Origin of the sequence: Pseudomonas sp. SK2 (assembly GCF_016772395.1) — a bacterium.
In the GTDB taxonomy this organism is placed as follows: Bacteria; Pseudomonadota; Gammaproteobacteria; order Pseudomonadales; family Pseudomonadaceae; genus Aquipseudomonas; species Aquipseudomonas taiwanensis.
The window spans coordinates 2,130,315-2,149,889 of the sequence record NZ_CP061944.1; the positions used below are offsets into that span (position 1 = coordinate 2,130,315).

Below are 19,575 nucleotides of genomic sequence, written 5' to 3' on the forward strand. Positions count from 1 at the left end.
AGGCGCCGGCTTGCTGGCGATGCGGCCCTCAGAAGCCTCTGTCCGAGTGGGTCAGCTGGCTTCGCGATAGGGGTTGCGTGGGTCCTGCGTCCAGTTCATGTACGGCTTGCCGGTATCCTGCGCCACCATTTCGATGCAGTGCTCCACCGGGCAGGTGATCTGGCACAGGTTACAGCCCACGCATTCCTCTTCGATCACGCTGTAGCTGTGCGTTGCGTCCTCCTTCAACGTGCTGGCGATCGCCTGGTGCGAGGTATCCTCGCAGGCGATATGGCAGCGTCCGCACCCGATACAGGCATCCTGGTCGATGTGCGCCACCGACTTGTAGTTCATGTCGAGGTATTTCCAGTCCGTGGTATGCCCCACCGCCAAGCCGCGGAAAGTCTCCAGATTCTGGTAACCATGCTGGTCCATCCAGCGCGCCAGTCCGTCCTTCATGTCCTCGACGATGCGAAAACCATGCAGCATCGCCGCCGTGCACACTTGCACCGCACCGCTGCCCAGCGCGATGAACTCGGCCGCGTCGCGCCAGTTGCCGATCCCGCCGATGCCGCAGATCGGTAGCCCGCGGGTTTCAGGGTCGCGGGCGATCTCGGCGACCATGTTCAGGGCAATGGGTTTGACCGCCGACCCACAGTAGCCTCCGTGGGTGCTTTGGTCGCCGACGATGGGGTGGGCGACCATGCGGTCCAGGTCGACGCTGGTGATCGAGTTGATGGTGTTGATCAACGACACCGCATCGGCGCCCCCGCGATGGGCAGCGCGCGCCGATTGGCGAATGTCGGTGATGTTGGGGGTCAGCTTGACGATCACCGGCAGCGAGCAGTGCGTCTTGCACCAGCGGGTGACCATCTCCACGTACTCAGGCACTTGGCCGACGGCTGCGCCCATGCCGCGCTCCGGCATGCCATGGGGGCAGCCGAAGTTCAACTCGATGCCGTCGGCCCCCGTGGCTTCGACCAGCGGCAAGATGAATTTCCACGACTCTTCCACGCACGGCACCATCAGCGAGACGATCAGCGCGCGGTCGGGCCAGTCCTTCTTCACCTGGGTGATTTCCCGCAGGTTGATCTCCAGCGAACGGTCGGTGATCAGCTCGATGTTATTGATGCCCTGTACGGTACGGTTGGCGCCATAGTGCGCCGAATAGCGCGACGACACGTTGACCGCCGCTGGGTCTTCGCCCAGGGTTTTCCAGACCACACCGCCCCAGCCCGCTTCGAAGGCGCGCACGACGTTGTAGGCCTTGTCGGTGGGCGGCGCGGAAGCCAGCCAGAAAGGGTTTGGGGCCTTGATGCCGGCGAATACGATGGACAAGTCGGCCATTTACGCAGCCTCCACGTTGAGCATGAGTTGGGCATGGATGGCTTCGGCGGCCAGCTTGCCGTGTTGTACGGCCTGGACGGTCAGATCCTGGCCCAGGTTGGTGCAGTCGCCACCGGCGTATACGCCCGGCAGGCTGGTCCGGAGGTGCGCATCGACGCGAATCCGCTCGCCGTCGCGGTCCAGTTGTGCCGCCAGCGGGTCGCCGAGGCAGGCTTCGTCGAAGGACTGGCCGATGGCTTTGAAGATGGCGTCGGCAGCCAGCTCGAAGGTTTCGCCCGTGTCGGTCAGGCGACCCTCCTGCAGGTGCGTGCGGGCGAAACGCATACCGCGCACACGGCCGTCATCGTCCAGCAGGACGGCATCCGGGCGTGCCCAGGTGTGCAGGCGCACCTGGTTGGCCTTGGCAATGTCCTGCTCGTGGCCAGTGGCGCCCATGTCGGCATGGCCACGGCGATAGACCAGATTGACGTCGCGTGCGCCCAGCCGGCTCATTTGCACGGCCATGTCGATGGCTGTGTTGCCAGCGCCAATCACCAGGCAGCGGTCGGCCAGCGGCAGTTGCGAGAGGTCATCGGCCTGGCGCAGTTCGCGGATGTATTCAGTGGCGGCCAGCAAGCCGGCGGCTTCTTCGTCGGCCAGGCCGAGCTGGCGCACGGCACCAAGGCCCAGGCCGAGGAACACGGCGTCATACTGGTCGCGCAGTTCGGCGAGGCTGAGGTTGCTGCCCAGGCGTTGGCCGTGGCGAATCTCGATGCCACCGATGCCCAGCAGGAACGCCACCTCGCGCTGGGCATAGTCATCCACCAGCTTGTAACGGGCGATGCCGTATTCATTCAGGCCACCGGCTTTTTCACTGGCCTCGAACACCACCACATCATGGCCATGCATGGCCAGGCGATGGGCACACGACAGCCCGGCGGGGCCAGCGCCTACGACGGCAATACGCTTGCCGGTGGATGGGGAGCGGCTGAACGGGTGCTCAGTAAACTGTGCGTTGTCCAGGGCGTAGCGTTGCAGCTGGCCGATCAGGACCGGTGCGCACTCCTGGGCATTGTTGCGCACACAGGCTTGCTGGCAGAGGATTTCGGTAGGGCAGACGCGGGCGCAGCTGCCCCCCAGGATGTTGGCCGAGAGAATACGCTCGGCGGCACCTTGCAGGTTTTCATCGCTGATGCGGTGGATGAACGAAGGGATGTCGATCTCGCTGGGGCAGGCGTTGACGCAGGGGGCGTCGTAGCAATACAGGCAGCGGGCGCTTTCCACGGCAGCCTGGCGCGGGGTGAGCGGCGGCGCGAGGTCGGTGAACTGCTCGGCCAGTTGGTCGGCGCCGGCCCGGGGGCGCGGCAAGTGCTTCAGGGCGTCGATCACGGTTGTAGCCTCTTTGATTTTATTGGGTGTGGCTCAATCGCCGGCAAGCCGGCTCCTGTAGGTCCATGGATGACCTTGAAGTGGATGCGGTCTATGCAGGAGCCGGTGTGCCGGCGATGGGCTGCGTAGCAGCCTCAACAGCACTATCGCTGGACGGGCGTCGGGCGCTGTTGTTCGGCGCGTCGCTCCAGCACCTCGTACACCGAGGGGTAGGGTGGACGTTCCACGTAACGGCCCGCGCCGGGTTCCGCACGCAGGTCGCCATCGGCCCACAACACACGGCCCTGGCTGATGGTGTGGCTGGGTATGCCCCGCACGGTGCGGCCTTCGAAGATGTTGAAGTCCACCCGCTGGTGGTGGGTCTGCGCCGAGATCGTGCGGGTGCCTTGTGGGTCCCACAGCACCAGGTCGGCATCGGCACCGACGCGGATGGCGCCCTTGCGCGGAAACAGGTTGAAGATCTTCGCGGTGTTGGTGGATGTGAGCGCGACGAACTCATGCATCGACAGCCGCCCGCTGTTGACGCCGGCATCCCACAGTACGGCCATGCGGTCTTCGATGCCCGCGGTCCCGTTTGGAATTCGACTGAAGTCGTTGCGTCCCATGGCTTTCTGTTCGGCGCAGAAGCAGCAGTGGTCGGTAGCGGTGGTATGAATGCTGCCCGACTGAAGGCCTCGCCACAGCGCTTCCTGGTGTTCGCGTGGGCGGAAGGGAGGGCTCATCACGTGCCCGGCCGCGGTGGCCCAGTCCGGGTGACGGTAGACGCTGTCATCGATCAGCAGGTGGCCGGGCAGCACTTCGCCGTATACCGGTTGACCCTTGGCCCGTGCGTAGGTGATTTCATCCAGCGCTTCCTTGCAGGACACATGGACCAGGTACAGCGGCGTGCCGAGGGTCTCGGCAATGCGGATGGCCCGGCTGGCGGCTTCGCCTTCGACCTGGGAAGGGCGCGACAGCGGATGCGCTTCAGGCCCGGTCATGCCTTGGGCGAGCAGTTTCTGCTGCAGGTGATAGACCAGCTCGCCATTCTCGGCATGCACCGTAGGTACCGCGCCCAACTGCAGGCAGCGCTCGAAGCTGGCGACCAAGGTGTCGTCGGCGGCCATGATAGCGTTCTTGTAGGCCATGAAGTGCTTGAAGCTGTTCACCCCGTGCTTGGCCACCAGCTCGCCCATCTCCTCGGCCACCTGTTCGCTCCACCAGGTGATGGCGACATGGAAGCCATAGTCGGCGGCAGACTTCTGCGCCCAACCGTGCCAGGTGTGGAAGGCATCCAGCAACGACTGCTGAGGGTTGGGGATGACGAAGTCGATGATCGAGGTGGTGCCGCCGGCCAGCCCCGCAGCGGTGCCGCTGAAGAAGTCCTCGCTGGCCACGGTGCCCATGAAGGGCAATTGCATATGGGTATGTGGGTCGATACCGCCTGGCATCAGGTACTGGCCACTGCCGTCGAGGACTTCGCAATCGGTGGGGACGTCGAGGTTCTGGCCAATGGCGCGGATCAAACCCTCGGCACACAGGACATCAGCGGAAAAACTTTCTTCGTGGGTAACCACGGTGGCACCACGGATCAACAGGGACATGCCGTTTTCCTCGCAGGCTGACCGGTCGAACGCCGGTTCTTGAAGTTTTGATGCCAGTGGCTGGAGGTTGCGATGCAATCCTGTCAGGCCTGACAAGAATGGAATCTAGATGCTGACCAGAGAATGATCAAGAAAAAAGTTTATGAACTTATAACCAACTTAAGTACTTGAAAAATAAAGAATAAAATCACAAATCACCAAAATGGAACGGTCTCTCACCATTTTGACGCACTTGACAGGAAGCGAAATTGGTCAAGATTTTCTATGCAAAATCAGCTGCTTGATGATTGTCCTGCCGGCGCAGGGGGGCCGCTGTTTTTCCAGGCCGCACCAGATTGAAACCCTGGGCGTTGGACACGCCAGGTGTACGGCAGGCAGGTGATGGCCATAGCGCTGTCGTCGGTATTGATGAATACGCTTGCAAGTCAGTGAGTTACCTCCGGTCGGCGGCGACCAAACGGGGCGGCCTTGGCCAACCCGGCACGGTTGTTGAACTGCGTTGGCCGCGACCGCCTGGCCGGGCCGGAGGTGCAGTACTGGTGGTGTGTGTGCTCCGGCCATCGCGTTAGCCCGATGAGCGACAACTAGAAAAAGAACCTGGAGAGCCCCATGCAACAGAGCAGATCGGAAGTGATCGAACAGGACGGGTTGTTCGAGCTGTCCGCCGGCAGCGACGTCCTCGACAGCCCCCGCTACAACCACGATATCGCACCGACCAAAGTGCATCAGCGCACCTGGAACAAATGGCACATCACGGCGTTGTGGGTGGGCATGTCCATCTGCGTGCCTACCTACACCCTCGGCGGGGTGCTCACTGCCTATTTTGGCCTGAGCGTGGGCGAAGCGTTGCTGGCCATCCTATTGGCCAACGTGATCGTGTTGATCCCGCTGACACTCAACGCCTTCGCTGGCACCAAGTACGGCATTCCTTTTCCGGTTCTGCTGCGTTCCTCGTTCGGCATCATCGGCTCCAATGTGCCGTGCCTGATTCGCGCAGTGGTGGCTTGTGGCTGGTTCGGTATCCAGACCATGTTCGGCGGGTTGGCGATTCACCTGTTCCTGGGCTCGATGTTCGAAGGCTGGAAGGCCCTGGGCGGCACCGGCGAGGTGATCGGCTTCATGATCTTCTGGGTGCTCAACCTGTGGGTAGTGTTGCGCGGTGCGGAGTCGATCAAGTGGCTGGAAACCCTCTCGGCCCCCTTGCTGGTAGCGGTGGGCTTCGGTTTGCTGTTCTGGGCCTTGCCACACATGTCGATGACCGAGCTGCTGGCTCAGCCGCCCAAACGCCCGGAAGGGGCTAGCATGGCCAGCTACTTCTGCGCAGGGCTCACCGCCATGGTGGGGTTCTGGGCCACACTCTCGTTGAACATTCCTGACTTCAGTCGGTACGCCAAAAGCCAGAAAGACCAGATTCTCGGGCAGATCCTTGGCTTACCCCTGACCATGTTCCTGTTCGCCTCGTTGGGCGTGGTGATGACCGCGGCATCGGCCTCGCTGGTGGGTGAGACGGTGTCCGACCCCGTGAGCCTGATCGGCAAGATCCAGAGTCCGGGCTGGGTGGCACTGGCCATGGCGCTGATCGTGATCGCCACGTTGTCGACCAACACGGCGGCGAACATCGTCTCACCGACCAACGACTTCCAGAACATCGCGCCACGCCTGATCGGGCGAAGCCGCGCAGTCTGGCTTACCGGATTCATCGGCCTGGCACTGATGGGCCACGAGCTGCTGAAAAAGCTAGGCTGGATCGTCTCGGATGTGAGCCTGGAAAGTATCTATTCCAACTGGTTGCTGGGTTACTCCAGTCTGCTGGGGCCGATTGCCGGAATCATGGTCGTGGACTATTTCCTGATCCGTCGTCAGCGTCTGGACCTCGCCGGACTGTACCGCGACGACGTGTATCCGGCCTGGAACTGGGCAGGCTTCGCCGCCTTCGCGCTGCCGGTGGCGCTGACCGTGATGGCGATCGGCAACAGCAGCTTCAGCTGGTTCTATGACTACGGCTGGTTCACCGGGTCGCTGCTGGGCGGCGTGTTGTATTACGTGCTCGGTGGTGTGGCGGTGCGTGGAGCGGCGCGGCTGGCCAAGCCATTGCCGTAAGACGTGTGCTGGCTTCATCGCCCGCTTGCGGCGATGGCAACAGCGCGACTTCGATGATGATTGCAGACAACAAGAACGCCTGAGGAGACAACCCCATGAGCTTCGTCTTGAAACCGTCCGAACGCCACGTCAACAGCGAACGCCTCTGGCAGTCGCTGATGGACCTCGCGCGCCTCGGTGCCACCGCCAAGGGCGGCGTCTGCCGCCTGGCCCTGACCGACCTCGACCGCCAGGCCCGTGACCTGTTCGTCAAATGGTGCGAAGCCGCGGGGTGTAGCGTCAGTGTCGATAAGGTCGGCAACATCTTCGCCCGCAGGCCCGGCCGCAACCCCGCATTGCCGCCCGTGATGACCGGCAGCCATATCGACACCCAGCCCACCGGCGGCAAGTTCGATGGTTGCTTCGGAGTGATGGCCGGGCTGGAAGTGATCCGCACCCTCAATGACTTGGGGGTGGAAACCGAGGCGCCGCTTGAGGTGGTGGTGTGGACCAACGAGGAAGGTTCACGCTTCGCGCCCTGCATGATGGGCTCTGGGGTGTTCGCCGGTAAGTTCACCCTGGAGGAAACCCTGGCCAAGCGCGATGCCCAGGGGGTGACTGTCGGTGAGGCGTTGAGTGGCATCGGCTACGCAGGTGAGCGTGCGGTGCTGGGCCATACGGTCGGCGCTTATTTCGAAGCGCATATCGAGCAGGGACCGATTCTCGAAGACCAGGCCAAGACCATCGGCGTGGTGCTGGGCGCACTGGGACAGAAGTGGTTCGACCTGACTTTGCGTGGCGTCGAGGCCCATGCTGGCCCGACCCCCATGCACTTGCGTAAGGATGCCCTGGTAGGCGCCGCCGCCGTGGTCGAGGCGGTCAACCGTGCCGCGCTCGGGCACCAGCCGCATGCTTGTGGCACGGTCGGGTGCCTGCAGGCGTACCCGGGGTCGCGCAACGTCATTCCGGGGGAGGTGCGCATGACCCTGGACTTCCGTCACCTTGAAAGCGAGCGCCTGGATTCGATGATCGCCGACGTGCGCGCAGTGATCGAGGCCACTTGCGCCAAGCACGGTCTTAGCTATGAGCTGGTCCCGACGGCGGACTTCCCAGCGTTGTACTTCGACCCCACCTGCGTCGATGCCGTGCGCGAGTCGGCAGGTGCCTTGGGCCTGTCGCACATGGACATCGTCAGTGGCGCCGGGCATGACGCGATCTTCCTCGCCGAGCTGGGGCCGGCGGGGATGATCTTCGTGCCGTGCGAGAACGGCATCAGCCATAACGAGATCGAGAACGCCGCGCCAGAGGACCTGGCGGCCGGGTGCGCGGTGCTGTTGCGGGCCATGCTGGCGGCGTCTGAAGCGATTGCCAAAGGGAAGTTGGCAGCCTAGGAAGCGTGCCGGACTTGTCACCGGCAGCCCGGCCCCTACAGGTGTTGCGTCTTGCCTGTAGGCGCGGCGTCAAACGGCGTGCAGGCAGCCATCACGCCCGATGTGGTAGCGCTGCAGATCCCGCGCGAGGGTCAGGTTGCCACCGTAGTACGCCTGGGCTTCCTCGTGCACATCGTCGATACACGGGCTGCGCTGGGGGTTGGACTGGTAGCGGGCGCTGAAATGGGTCAGCACCAGGTTGCGCACGCCAGCCTGCGCGGCAAAGCGTGCGACCGCAGCTGCGGTGCTGTGGCCGTACGTTACCCCGTTGCGCGCGATGATCGCTTGGGTGAAGGTGGCTTCGTGCACCAGCACATCCGCGTTTCTGGCCACCTCGGCCAAAAGCTCAGGGTTATCGTTGTCGCCGCAGACGATGAGCTTCCGCGCAGGACGAGACGCCCGCAGGTAGTCGTGGCCATGCAGCACTCGTCCGTCGAATTCCACCGAAAGGCCCTGGGCCAGCTCGCCCCACAAGGGGCCACGGGGGATACCCTCGGCGTCCAGGCGCTGTACATCCAGGCGTGGCTCTGGGTTCAGCTCGGTGAACACGAAACCGACGCTAGGCACACGGTGCGACAGTTGCACGGTGTTCACCTGAAGGGTTTCGCTGCACCAGTCGGCCAGGCTCTCGACCGCCAGCAGACGCAGCTCGAACGGCAGGTAGGTTTCACTGGCCGCCAGGCTCAGGCGGATCCAGTCATGCAGCGCGTGAGGCAGCACCAGGTCCAAGGGTTCGGTGCGACCGCTCATGCCGGCGCTGGCCAGCAGGCCTGGAAGGCCAAAGCAATGGTCACCATGCACATGGGTGATGAAAATGCCGCGCAGGTCGCGTATCGACAGCGGTGTATGCAGCAATTGGTGCTGGGTGCCTTCGCCGCAATCGACCAGGTACCAGTGGCGACCACTGGCTTCGATCACGGCGGTGGCGCTGACATTACGGGTCTTGGTGGGCACCCCGGAAGAGGTGCCCAGAAACAGCAGGTCCAAGAGGTTGGCTCCGAAGGGGGTGGGCTTACACCTTAGCTCGGCTGGGTCAGGGCGTCGACGTTTACTGGCGCCAGATCAGCTTGCTGGTGTCATAGCCTTGATTGCGGGCGATCGAAAGCATTTGTTCGCGCGTTTGCTCGGTGACCGTCGGTGTGCGTGACAGCAGCCACAGGTATTCCCGGTTCGGGTGACCCACCAAGGCAACGCGATAGTCCTGGTCGTGGTACAGCACCCAGTAATCGCCCTTGGTCAGTCCCGGCGCCAGGCGGCTGAACCAGTTGTCGAAAGTCACCCACAGCTTGTCGGTCTTGCCAGGCTGCTGCGCTTCGGCGATGCCTTTGGCTTCGTTCCACTGGCCGTCGTTTTCCTTGCAGCGGTTGGTCACGTCGATCCGGCCATCTTCGCGCAGACCGTAATGTGCCTCGGATTGTACGCAGTTGCGCTGGAAGAACATCGGCAACCGAGCCAGTTCGTACCAGGTGCCCTGGTAGCGTTGCAGGTCGACCTGCTGGGTAGTGGGAGGGGGGCGTTGATCGTCGCTGGAGCCTGCGCAGCCGGTCAGGGCCAGCGCCAGGGTCAGGCAGGAAAGCAGCAGGGGCGTGCGTGTTGCCATGGGTCATCTCCGTTTCGCGTAGAAAGGGCTCACCTGTCATTCGATGCGGGGGCGAGGCAAAAGTTGTACGCCGTTGAACAGCATACGCAGGTATCCACCGCACCCGTACGCACGTCGCGTACGGGATACCGGTGCAGGTCCCGCTACAGCCGACTTGTCGTCGATTGGGTCAGGATAGCCGCCTCACAACCAGTAGGTAACCGCCCACCAGCCCAGCCCGCCCATCACCACGGTGTAGGGCAGCGCCATCCACACCATCCGCCCATACGACAGTCGAATCAGTGGTGCGATCGCCGAGGTCAGCAGGAACAAAAAGGCCGCCTGCCCATTGGGTGTAGCCACGCTGGGCAGGTTGGTACCGGTGTTGATCGCCACCGCCAGGGTTTCGAAATGTTCGCGGCTCATGGCGCCGTCGAGGAAGGCTTGCTTGACCTCGGTGATGTAGATGGTGGCGACGAACACGTTGTCGCTGATCGCTGAGAGCAGGCCGTTGGCGAGGTACAGCATGCCCGGCTGCTGCTCGGCAGGCAGCGCCAGCACCCAGGCGATCAGCGGGCTGAACAGCTGTTGGTCATGGATGACCGCGACCACCGCGAAGAACACCACCAGCAGGGCCGTGAAGGGCATGGCGTCCTGGAAGGCTCGGCCCAGGCGATGCTCGTCGGTGATGCCGGTAAAGGCGGTGATAAGCACGATTACCAGCAGGCCGATCAGGCCGACTTCGGCGATGTGCAGGCCCAGGCTGATGATCAGGATCAACGCGGCGAGGCCCTGTACCAGCAGGGCGAGGCGTTGCGCCGGGGTTCGGGCGGCATCATCTTCGGCGGCATAGGCGGCCAGCACATGGCGCACCGGTGCTGGCATCAACACGCCGTAACCGAATAGGCGCAGTTTTTCCAGCAGTACGCAGGTAACCAGTCCTGCACCCAGCACGGGGAGCGACACGGGTGCGACATTGAAGAAGAAGTCGGCGAAGTGCCAACCCATTTCATGGCCGATCAGCAGGTTCTGCGGCTCGCCTACCAAGGTACAAACGCCGCCCAGGGCCGTGCCGACCGCGCCGTGCATCAGCAGGCTGCGCAGGAAGGCGCGGAATTGGTCGAGGTCTTCGCGGTGCAACTGGGCGACCTCTTGGTCACTGTCCAGCGCGCTTTCCTCACGAGGGTTGGCGCCCGAAGCGACGCGGTGATACACCGCGTAAAAGCCCACGGCGGCGCTGATGATCACCGCCGTCACGGTCAGTGCGTCGAGGAAGGCCGAGAGGAATGCCGACAGCACACAGAACAGCAAGGCCAGCACGGCTTTGGAATGCACGCCCAGCAGAATCCGCGAGAACAGGTACAGCAGCAGCTCTTTCATGAAGTGGATGCCCGCCACCATGAACATCAGCAGCAGGATCACTGGGAAGTTGTGCTGTAACTCCTCGTACAATGCCTGGGGCGTTGTCATCCCCACCAGCAATGCTTCGATCAGCAGCAGGCCGCCGGGCATCAGCGGGTAGCACTTGAGCGCCATGCCCAGGGTGAAGATGAATTCGACGACCAGTAGCCAGCCAGCGGCCACCGGGCCAGCCGTGAACAGCAGCACTGGGTTCAGCACCAGGAACAGGCAGATGACGGCCTTGTACCAGCGCGGCGACTGGCCCAGAAAACTCTGGGCAAGCGCGCCCGTCAGGGAGCGGGACATGAATATGTTTCCTTATGATTCAGCGATGGCGCACGGTGCCGCATCAGCTGCCGTTAGGCAAGGCATGGAGTCCCGTTTTTGGCACAAGTGCGGCCACAGGGCTGGGTTAACATCCAGCGCTGTGAACCTTTCCCCTCAAGGAGTACCGCCCGTGACCGACTACAGCGCGTTCAAGGTCGAGCAGACCGACAACATCGCCCATGTGCAGATCAATCGTCCCGAGAAGATCAACGCGATGAATGCTGCCTTCTGGGAAGAAATCGTCGACATCTTCCAGTGGATCGACGACACCGATGCAGTGCGGGCGGTGGTCATCAGTGGCGCGGGCAAACATTTCTCCTCCGGCATCGACCTGATGATGCTCGCCTCGCTGGCCGGGCAGATGGGCAAGGACGTGGGGCGCAATGCCCGTTTGCTGCGGCGCACCATCCTGCGCCTGCAAGCCTCGTTCAACGCCGTCGACAACTGCCGCAAGCCGGTGCTGGCAGCGATCCAAGGGTACTGCATCGGCGGCGCCATCGACCTGGTGTCGGCGTGCGACATGCGCTACTGCAGCCAGGATGCGCAGTTCTCGATCAAGGAAATCGACATGGGCATGGCGGCAGACGTCGGTACGTTGCAACGTTTGCCACGTATCATCGGCGACGGCATGATGCGTGAGCTGGCCTTCACCGGTCGCATGGTCGATGCCGACGAGGCGCTGCGCATCGGCCTGGTAAACCGGGTCTATGATGATCAGGCCGCGCTGCTGGACGGTGTCTTTGCCATCGCCCGCGAGATTGCCGCAAAATCGCCGATCGCCGTGGCCGGCACCAAGGAGATGCTCAGCTACATGCGCGACCATCGCATCGACGATGGCCTTGAATACATCGCTACCTGGAACGCCGCCATGCTGCAGTCCGAAGACCTGCGCGTGGCCGTGGCGGCGCACATGAGCAAACAGAAACCGACGTTCGCCGACTGACAGTCCGGGGGACGCGCTGCAAGGAACCTCCACATGTCAGCTCGCTGGATCACCGCAGTACTCGACCCGCAAATCACCGGGGGACTTGCCGTCGCCCGCAGCCCGGACGGGTTCCTGCTGGATGACAATGGCGCGCTGTTCCCCCGGGACTGGCTCAAGCGCCAGGACCTGGACGTGCTGTGCGAGCAGGGTATCGGCCACTTCGACGGCGAGCCCGTGTTCCTGCTCGAACTGCGCAGCGCCAGCGAGGTGCCGGGTTGCCATTGGCGCGGGCTACGTTCGTTCATGCTCGAAGGCGATTTCGAGACCTACAAGATTCTGGGCTATGCCGCGCAGATCGGCACCTGGGCGCGCGAGCACCGTTTTTGCGGCAGTTGCGGCCAGCCGATGACGCAAATTCGCTGGGAGCGGGCGATGTATTGCCAGCCCTGCGACCTGCGTAGCTACCCGCGTATCTCGCCGAGCATGATCGTGCTGGTGACCCGTGGCGACGAGATCCTGCTGGCCCGTTCGCCACGTTTCGTGAGCGGTGTCTACAGCACACTGGCCGGCTTCGCCGAGCCTGGTGAGTCGGCCGAGGATTGCCTGGTGCGTGAAGTGCGTGAGGAGGTCGCGGTTGAGGTGAAGGACATCCAGTACATCGGGAGCCAGTGCTGGCCGTTCCCGCATTCGATGATGCTGGGTTTCCATGCCGAGTACGCGGGGGGCGAGATCGTCATGCAGCCGGACGAGATCGAAGACGCCAAGTGGTTCAGCGTGCATGAACTGCCACCCCTGCCGGCCGGGCGCTCCATCGCCCGATACCTGATCGACCTGTATGTGGCGCGTCGTTTAGGCCTGCCCGAACCAGTGCTGCCACGCTAGGCGCACGGTCAAGGCCAGCACCACGGTGATGAACACCGGGCGGATGAACTTGCTGCCGCCGCTGATCGCCGTGCGTGCGCCGAAGAAGGCACCGACCATCACCGACAGACCCATGCACAAGCCGACGATGTAGTCCACCTGCCCGGAAATGATGAACACCGTCAGCGCCGCGATGTTGCTGACGAAGTTCATGCTGCGCGCCACACCGCTGGCCCGTACCAAGTCGATGGGGTAGAGCAGCAAGGTGCTCACGGTCCAGAACGCGCCGGTGCCGGGGCCGGCCACACCGTCATAGAAGCCCAGGGTGAAGCCCTGGGGTAACTGCCACTTCTTCTTGATTGGCGCATCGGCGTCCAGGGGCGCCTTGGGCGTGCCACCGAACAACAGGTAGATACCGCAGGCGAAGACGATGACCGGGAGCATCTTGTTCAGCCATTCGGCGGGCATGTAGTGGGCGACCACCGCACCGATCAAGGCACCCACCAGTGTGCCGAGCAGTGCCCGACGCCATTGGGCAGGGTGGAACAGCTTGCGTCGGTAGTAGGTGAAACCGGCGGTAGCCGAACCGAAGGTCGAGCTGAGTTTGTTGGTGCCCAGTACCAAGTGCGGCGGCATGCCAGCGGTGAGCAAGGCCGGCGTGGTCAGCAGGCCACCGCCACCGGCGATGGCATCGATGAAACCGGCGACGAAGGCGACCAGGGCAAGTATCAGCAGGGTAAGCGGTTCTACGGTGAGTTCGAAGGGCATGGATTTTTGGCGGACAGTCAGGCAAGGGGCGGCCATCGGCCGCGCTGGAAGGCGACCATGTTAATCCCGTGCGCCCTGTGTTGCGACCGAAACGTAACGTGGCCTTACCACAATGCCTGCGAAGCCGCCGTCACCACCCGCGAGAAGACTTCGACGGCCTTGTCCACCTCGGCCTCGGTGGTGAACCGTCCTAGGCTGATGCGCACGCTCTTGCGCGCCAGCGCTTCGTCCAACCCCAGCGCCAACAGCACGTGCGACGCGGCGTTGCTTGCCGAGTTGCACGCCGAGGTGGTCGAAAGCGCAAGCTCGCTGGCCAAGGCTGCACTGTTGAACCCTTTGGCCTCGATACACAGGTTCAAGGTGTGCGGGATGCGCTGTGTACGGCTGCCGTTGAGGCTCACCCCCGGCAACGCCAGCAAGCCTGCACGCAGGCGTTCGGCCAGCCGTTCGATACGCTGGTGTTCGCCGTCGCCCGGCTGACCGGCCAGCGCGAACGCGGTGCCCATCGCGACGATCTGGTGGGTGGCCAGGGTCCCGGAGCGCAAGCCCTGTTCATGACCTCCGCCGTGCATCTGTGCACGCATCCATGGAAATGCGCGTGGCCCCACATACAGCGCACCGATGCCTTTGGGGCCATAGACCTTGTGAGCGGAGAACGACATCAGGTCAACCGCCTGGCTGCCCAGGTCGATGGGCAGCTTGCCCACGGCCTGTGCTGCATCCACATGCAGCAAAGCCCCGTGCGCTCGCACATGCTCGCCGATGGCGGAGAAGTCGGTGATGGTTCCCAGTTCGTTGTTCACGGCCATCAACGACACCAGACGGGTGTCGTCGCGCAGCGCAGCCTGTACGGCCTGCGGCTGGATCAGCCCGTCTTCGTCCGGCGTCAGGTAAGTGACCGCCCAGCCTTGGCGAGCCAGTTCGGCGACAGTGTCCAGCACTGCCTTGTGCTCCAATCGGCTGGTGATCAAGTGGCCGGGTTGCCCGGCACCTAGGGCTATGCCCTTGAGTGCAAGGTTGTTGGACTCGGTGGCGCCGGAGGTCCAGACCAGCTCGCTCGCTTTGGCGCCCACGCGATCAGCGACCTGCTGTCGCGCCTTTTCAACGGCATCGCGAGCCGCCTGGCCATAGGCGTGGCCGCTGGAGGCGGGGTTACCGAAATTCGTATGGCGGCTCAGGCAGGAAACCAAGGTTTCGATGACCCGGTCGTCGACCGGCGTGGTGGCAGCGTAATCGAAGTAAAGCGGGGCACTGGGCATTGGGGCGGGTCCGTTTCTGTTGCCGTGGATATGGCGATCTTTGATGAAAGCGTACCCGCTGCTGCCCGAAATGTTTTGCTCAATGGTGGGTCCCGTCGGCCAACCTTGAAAAAATTTCTCTATTGCAAGGCCTTGAGGTAGAAAATTGTTCTCCCGTCGTTGTCATGCCGATTGTAGCGCTTTCTCCTCCTCGAGCACCACGCGCTCGCACAGCTCGATGATCTGTTCGCGCATCCAACGATTGGCCGGGTCCTGATCAGTGCTTTCGTGCCAATACAGGTGCGTTTCCAGCGGTGGCACGTCGACCGGCAGCGGTTGATAGCGCAACTGATGGCGACGGGCGAATCGCTCGGGAACGGTCATCACCATGTCGGTTTGCTGCAGCACCCGCGATGCCATCAAGTAGTGCTGTGAACGCAAGGCAACCTTGCGCTGCACGCCCATCTTGCCCAGCGCCAGGTCGACATAGCCCAGGCCGTTGCGGCGGCTGGAGATGTGGATGTGGGTCATGCCTAGGTAACTGTCGAGCGTCAACTTGGCTTCAGCCAGCGGATGGCCCTGGCGCAACGCGCAGACGTAGCGGTCTTGCATCAGTTTGACATGGCGTACCTGCGGGTCGGTGTTCAAGGGCGCATCGACGGCGAAATCCAGTCTACCGGCGGCCAGCTCCTTGGTGGTCTCGCGGCGCTTGCACAGAAAACTCTCGATCAGCACCGAGGGGGCCTGGCGGCGCAGACGCTGGAACAACGGCGGCAGGATCACCGCTTCGGTGAGGTCGGTCATGCTGATGCGGAAGGTTTTGTTGGCTTGCTGCGGGTTGAAGATGCGGCTTTCCTGCACCGAGGTTCGCAGCAGCGCCAGGGCGTTGCGCACCGGGCCAATGATGTTCTGCGCCATGGGGGTAGGCACCATGCCCTGGGCGGTGCGGACGAACAGTGGATCGTTGAAGGTTTCGCGCAGCCGTGACAGGGCGTTGGACACCGCCGGCTGGGTGATGCCGACGATCTGCCCGGCGCGGGTCAGGTTGGCTTCGGTGTAGATCGCGTCGAAAACGATGAACAGGTTGAGGTCGACCTTGCTGAGGTTCATAGGCGCCGCTCTTTGTTGGAATTATGGGTCGATCATATATCGGTTATGAATGTTTATACACGTAGAAAATAGACTAGGTGGATGAAGGCCGGCTGTTCTAGGCTCTGGTCCATGTATTTCGAACCGTGAAGGTAGCCCAGATGGATTTCGCCTATTCACCCAAGGTCCAGGCCCTGCGCGAACGCGTCGCTGCGTTCATGGACACTCATGTCTATCCCGCCGAACCGGTGTTCGAGCGGCAGGTTGCCGAGGGTGACCGTTGGCAGCCGACTGCGATCATGGAAGAGCTCAAGGCCAAGGCCCGCGCCGAAGGCCTGTGGAACCTGTTCCTGCCCGAGTCGGAGTACGGCGCGGGGTTGAGCAACCTGGAATATGCGCCGCTGGCCGAGATCATGGGCCGCTCACTGCTCGGCCCGGAGCCGTTCAACTGCTCGGCGCCGGACACCGGCAACATGGAGGTGCTGGTCCGCTACGGCAGCGAGGCGCAGAAGCGCCAGTGGCTCGAGCCGCTGCTGCGCGGCGAGATCCGTTCGGCATTCGCCATGACCGAACCGGACGTTGCCTCATCGGATGCCACCAACATGGCTGCCACCGCCGTGCGCGATGGGGATGAGTGGGTGATCAACGGTCGCAAGTGGTGGACCTCCGGCGCCTGCGACCCGCGTTGCAAGGTGATGATCTTCATGGGCCTGTCCAATCCCGATGGGCCGCGTCACCAGCAGCATTCGATGGTATTGGTGCCGACCGATGCACCTGGGGTGAACATCGTCCGACCATTGCCGGTGTTCGGTTATGACGATGCACCCCATGGTCATGCCGAGGTGCTGTTCGAGGATGTGCGGGTGCCCTACGAGAATGTCATCCTCGGCGAGGGCCGCGGCTTTGAAATTGCCCAGGGACGCCTGGGCCCCGGCCGCATTCACCATTGCATGCGGTCGATCGGCATGGCTGAACGGGCACTGGAGTTGATGTGCAGGCGCTCGGTCGAGCGAACAGCGTTCGGCCGGCCATTGGCACGACTGGGCGGCAACATCGACAAGATCGCCGACTCGCGGATGGAAATCGACATGGCGCGGCTGCTGACCCTGAAGGCGGCCTATATGATGGATACCGTCGGCAACAAAGTGGCGCGCAGCGAAATCGCCCAGATCAAGGTGGTGGCTCCGAACGTGGCCTTGAAGGTGATCGACCGGGCAATCCAGATACATGGTGGGGCAGGGGTGAGCGGTGATTTTCCGTTGGCCTACATGTACGCCATGCAGCGCACCCTGCGCTTGGCCGATGGGCCGGACGAAGTGCACCGGGCGGCGATTGGCAAGTATGAAATCGGTAAGTACGTGCCGCCGTCGATGTTGCGCTAGTCTGTGCTGATCACGCAGTTTCTGTGCGGGTTGCCCGCGAAGCATTCGACGCGGTGCATGGCCCTGGCTTTGCCAGTGTTCGCGGGTGAACCCGCTCCCACAGGTCCCTGCTACATCATTGCGGTATGTGCCGTCCTGCGAGGGGCGGCTTGCCGCCGCTGTCTCCGATTTGCCACGGCCAGGATGTAAATGAGTCACTCACCGTTCCACCCCCTCCAATTTCTTGCGGATGCGTTGCAGGCGCACATGCCTGAAGCCACGGATGACGGCGCCCATGACCTGGCGCACCTGCACCGAGTGTGGGCCAACGTACGCAGGATCCACGCGGTAGAGGGCGGGGACCTGGAGGTGTTGCTGGCCGCAACCGTGCTGCACGATTGTGTGGCCGTGGAAAAAGACTCACCCCAACGCAGTCAGGCCTCGCGGCTGTCCGCCAGCAAGGCGGCGCAGATACTCGCAGCTTTGAACTGGCCCACGCCACGCATCGAGGCGGTTCGCCACGCCATTGCCGCGCACAGCTTTAGCGCCCATCTGCCAGCCGATACCCTGGAAGCGAAGATCCTGCAGGACAGCGACCGCCTCGACGCCCTCGGCATGGTCGGTATTGCCCGCTGCTTCTACGTCGGTGGCCGCATGGGTACGGCGCTGTATGACCCGAACAATCCCAAGGCCAAAGGCCGCGACTACCAGGATCGTCAGTTCAGTCTTGAGCACTTTCCCAACAAATTGCTGACGCTGGCGTCGGGCTTTCAGACCGGCGAGGGCGCACGACTGGCGGCTCAGCGGCATCAGCGGTTGGTGTGGTTTGTCGACGGCTTCATGGATGAAATTGGCGTTTCTTGACGCCTGAAAGGTCGCGCTGGGAGAGCTGGTAGGGCAAGTCATTCATGAGGTGATGGATGATTGAGTTTGAAAAGTGGTCGCCGTCATTGAAGAGCGCGTTCTTGATCATTCCTTTCATCATGGCGTGTTGGTCATCGCTTCTAACTCTGCAAATGCAGCAGGCCTTGGGGGCCAGTGCATCCGCAAAGCGGCCCCCGGCTCTGGCTCACACCCTCATTTGCGGATCCTCTTCCTTGTTCACGTTCACGGCCTTGCCTTGCGTCTGATCCATGGGTGGCTGAGCAGCTTCCGGTGCACTCCTACGCGTCCTGAACAACGACAACACGACCCCGCCGAGCAACAACCCGAATGTCACGCCCAACGACAGCAACGCCGGTACCTTGCCCACCATGCCGTGGTAGAAGATCTTGCAGCCGATGAAGATCAGCACCAGCGCCAACGCGTACTTGAGGTAGACGAAGCGGTGCATCAGTGCGGCCAGGGCGAAGTACAGCGAGCGCAGGCCAAGGATGGCGAAGATGTTGGAGGTATAGACGATGAAGGGGTCCTGGGTAATGGCGAAAATCGCCGGCACGCTATCCACCGCGAACACCAGGTCGGCCAGTTCGATCAGTACCAGGGCCAGGAACAGCGGCGTGGCATAATGCAGGGCCTTGGTGTGGCCTGGGGGCTTGAGGCGTACGAAAAAGTGCGAGCCATGGATCTGGTCCGTGACCCGCATGTGCCGGCGCACGAACTTGAGCACTGGGTTGTTGGCAAGATCCGGATGGCTTTCTTGCCTGGAGAACGCCATCTTGACCCCGGTGAACAGCAGGAACGCGCCGAACACATACAACACCCAGGCAAAGTTCTGCACCAGCGCTGCGCCCACGCCGATCATGATCGCGCGCAACACCACGACGCCAAGGATGCCCCAGAACAGGACGCGGTGCTGGTAACGGCGGGGGATGGCGAAGAAGCCGAAGATCATGGCCATGACGAACACGTTGTCCATCGACAATGACTGCTCGACCAGAAAACCGGTATAGAACTCTAACGCCGCCTGCGACCCCAGTTCGAACCAGACCCAGGCCCCGAACAGCACGCCGACGCTGAAATAGCCTGAGTACAACAACAGGCTTTCGCGCATTTCGATCTCGCGGTCCTGGCGGTGCAGAACCCCCAGGTCAAGCACCAGCAAACCGATGACGATGGCCATGAACACCAGCCACAACCAAGTGCTGGTGCCGAGGAACGGGGTGGTGAGGAATGTCTGCAGAGCTGTCATGAGCCCCTCCTTGAATGTCGACGTTGCATGGCAACAGTGATCCGACATGGCGGCTCGGCAGCCGTCAGAGGGGCCCGGTATCACATGGTTCTGAGCCTAGACCCAATTC

General features: G+C 62.7%; 16 protein-coding genes. 6 read left to right on the forward strand and 10 right to left on the reverse strand.

Annotated elements, in window-relative coordinates; genetic code table 11:
• Positions 1–51: 51 nt before the first annotated feature.
• From preA to hydA, 3 genes are all read right to left on the reverse strand, one after another.
• Positions 52–1,326 (reverse strand): NAD-dependent dihydropyrimidine dehydrogenase subunit PreA, encoded by a 1,275-nt coding sequence (gene preA, locus IF103_RS09465; protein ID WP_023380022.1) that lies wholly within the window; start codon positions 1,324–1,326, stop codon positions 52–54.
• The gene (locus IF103_RS09470) at positions 1,327–2,694 is read right to left on the reverse strand and encodes an NAD(P)-dependent oxidoreductase (protein WP_023380023.1); all 1,368 of its coding nucleotides are present in this window, start codon (positions 2,692–2,694) and stop codon (positions 1,327–1,329) included.
• Positions 2,695–2,837: 143 nt separating this feature from the next.
• The gene (gene hydA, locus IF103_RS09475; protein ID WP_202676051.1) at positions 2,838–4,277 is read right to left on the reverse strand and encodes a dihydropyrimidinase; all 1,440 of its coding nucleotides are present in this window, start codon (positions 4,275–4,277) and stop codon (positions 2,838–2,840) included.
• Positions 4,278–4,886: 609 nt separating this feature from the next.
• Here hydA and IF103_RS09480 point away from each other — a divergent pair.
• On the forward strand, positions 4,887–6,377 hold the full coding sequence (locus IF103_RS09480) for an NCS1 family nucleobase:cation symporter-1 (protein ID WP_023380025.1): 1,491 nt from the start codon (positions 4,887–4,889) through the stop codon (positions 6,375–6,377).
• Positions 6,378–6,472: 95 nt separating this feature from the next.
• Positions 6,473–7,747, forward strand: coding sequence for a Zn-dependent hydrolase (locus IF103_RS09485; protein WP_023380026.1), 1,275 nt, complete (start codon positions 6,473–6,475; stop codon positions 7,745–7,747).
• 69 nt (positions 7,748–7,816) lie between these two features.
• Here the strand turns inward: IF103_RS09485 and IF103_RS09490 are convergent, their stop codons facing one another.
• The 3 genes from IF103_RS09490 to nhaB form a co-directional block, all read right to left on the reverse strand.
• Positions 7,817–8,773, reverse strand: coding sequence for a ribonuclease Z (locus tag IF103_RS09490; RefSeq protein WP_023380027.1), 957 nt, complete (start codon positions 8,771–8,773; stop codon positions 7,817–7,819).
• 61 nt (positions 8,774–8,834) lie between these two features.
• On the reverse strand, positions 8,835–9,386 hold the full coding sequence (locus tag IF103_RS09495) for a lipocalin family protein (protein ID WP_202676052.1): 552 nt from the start codon (positions 9,384–9,386) through the stop codon (positions 8,835–8,837).
• A 183-nt stretch (positions 9,387–9,569) separates the two neighbouring features.
• Complete coding sequence (gene nhaB, locus IF103_RS09500; RefSeq protein WP_023380029.1) at positions 9,570–11,072, reverse strand: sodium/proton antiporter NhaB; 1,503 nt, start codon at positions 11,070–11,072, stop codon at positions 9,570–9,572.
• A 151-nt stretch (positions 11,073–11,223) separates the two neighbouring features.
• Between nhaB and IF103_RS09505 the strand changes: the two genes are divergently transcribed.
• Both IF103_RS09505 and nudC read left to right on the forward strand, forming a co-directional pair.
• Positions 11,224–12,036: a crotonase/enoyl-CoA hydratase family protein gene (locus tag IF103_RS09505; RefSeq protein WP_023380030.1), complete on the forward strand. Its 813-nt coding sequence runs from the start codon at positions 11,224–11,226 to the stop codon at positions 12,034–12,036.
• A 33-nt stretch (positions 12,037–12,069) separates the two neighbouring features.
• Entirely contained in the window at positions 12,070–12,900 is an 831-nt protein-coding gene (gene nudC / locus IF103_RS09510) for an NAD(+) diphosphatase (RefSeq protein WP_023380031.1), read from the forward strand.
• Here the strand turns inward: nudC and IF103_RS09515 are convergent.
• The 3 genes from IF103_RS09515 to IF103_RS09525 all read right to left on the reverse strand — a co-directional run bounded on the left by IF103_RS09515 (position 12,868) and on the right by IF103_RS09525 (position 15,995).
• On the reverse strand, positions 12,868–13,647 hold the full coding sequence (locus IF103_RS09515) for a TSUP family transporter (RefSeq protein WP_027907024.1): 780 nt from the start codon (positions 13,645–13,647) through the stop codon (positions 12,868–12,870). The two genes, nudC and IF103_RS09515, sit on opposite strands and share 33 nt — an antisense overlap.
• Positions 13,648–13,751: 104 nt before the next feature.
• Positions 13,752–14,906: a cysteine desulfurase family protein gene (locus tag IF103_RS09520; protein WP_104881917.1), complete on the reverse strand. Its 1,155-nt coding sequence runs from the start codon at positions 14,904–14,906 to the stop codon at positions 13,752–13,754.
• Between the two features lie 162 nt (positions 14,907–15,068).
• Positions 15,069–15,995 (reverse strand): LysR family transcriptional regulator, encoded by a 927-nt coding sequence (locus IF103_RS09525; RefSeq protein ID WP_202676053.1) that lies wholly within the window; start codon positions 15,993–15,995, stop codon positions 15,069–15,071.
• Between the two features lie 140 nt (positions 15,996–16,135).
• On the opposite strand from IF103_RS09525, the gene IF103_RS09530 reads away from it, so the two are divergent.
• Complete coding sequence (locus IF103_RS09530; protein ID WP_023380037.1) at positions 16,136–17,356, forward strand: acyl-CoA dehydrogenase; 1,221 nt, start codon at positions 16,136–16,138, stop codon at positions 17,354–17,356.
• Between the two features lie 189 nt (positions 17,357–17,545).
• Positions 17,546–18,199 (forward strand): HD domain-containing protein, encoded by a 654-nt coding sequence (locus IF103_RS09535; protein WP_104881916.1) that lies wholly within the window; start codon positions 17,546–17,548, stop codon positions 18,197–18,199.
• A 205-nt stretch (positions 18,200–18,404) separates the two neighbouring features.
• On the opposite strand, the gene IF103_RS09540 is transcribed toward IF103_RS09535, so the two are convergent.
• A complete protein-coding gene (locus tag IF103_RS09540) occupies positions 18,405–19,466 on the reverse strand; it encodes a TerC family protein (protein WP_023380039.1) in 1,062 nt (353 codons plus the stop codon).
• Positions 19,467–19,575 lie beyond the last annotated feature (109 nt).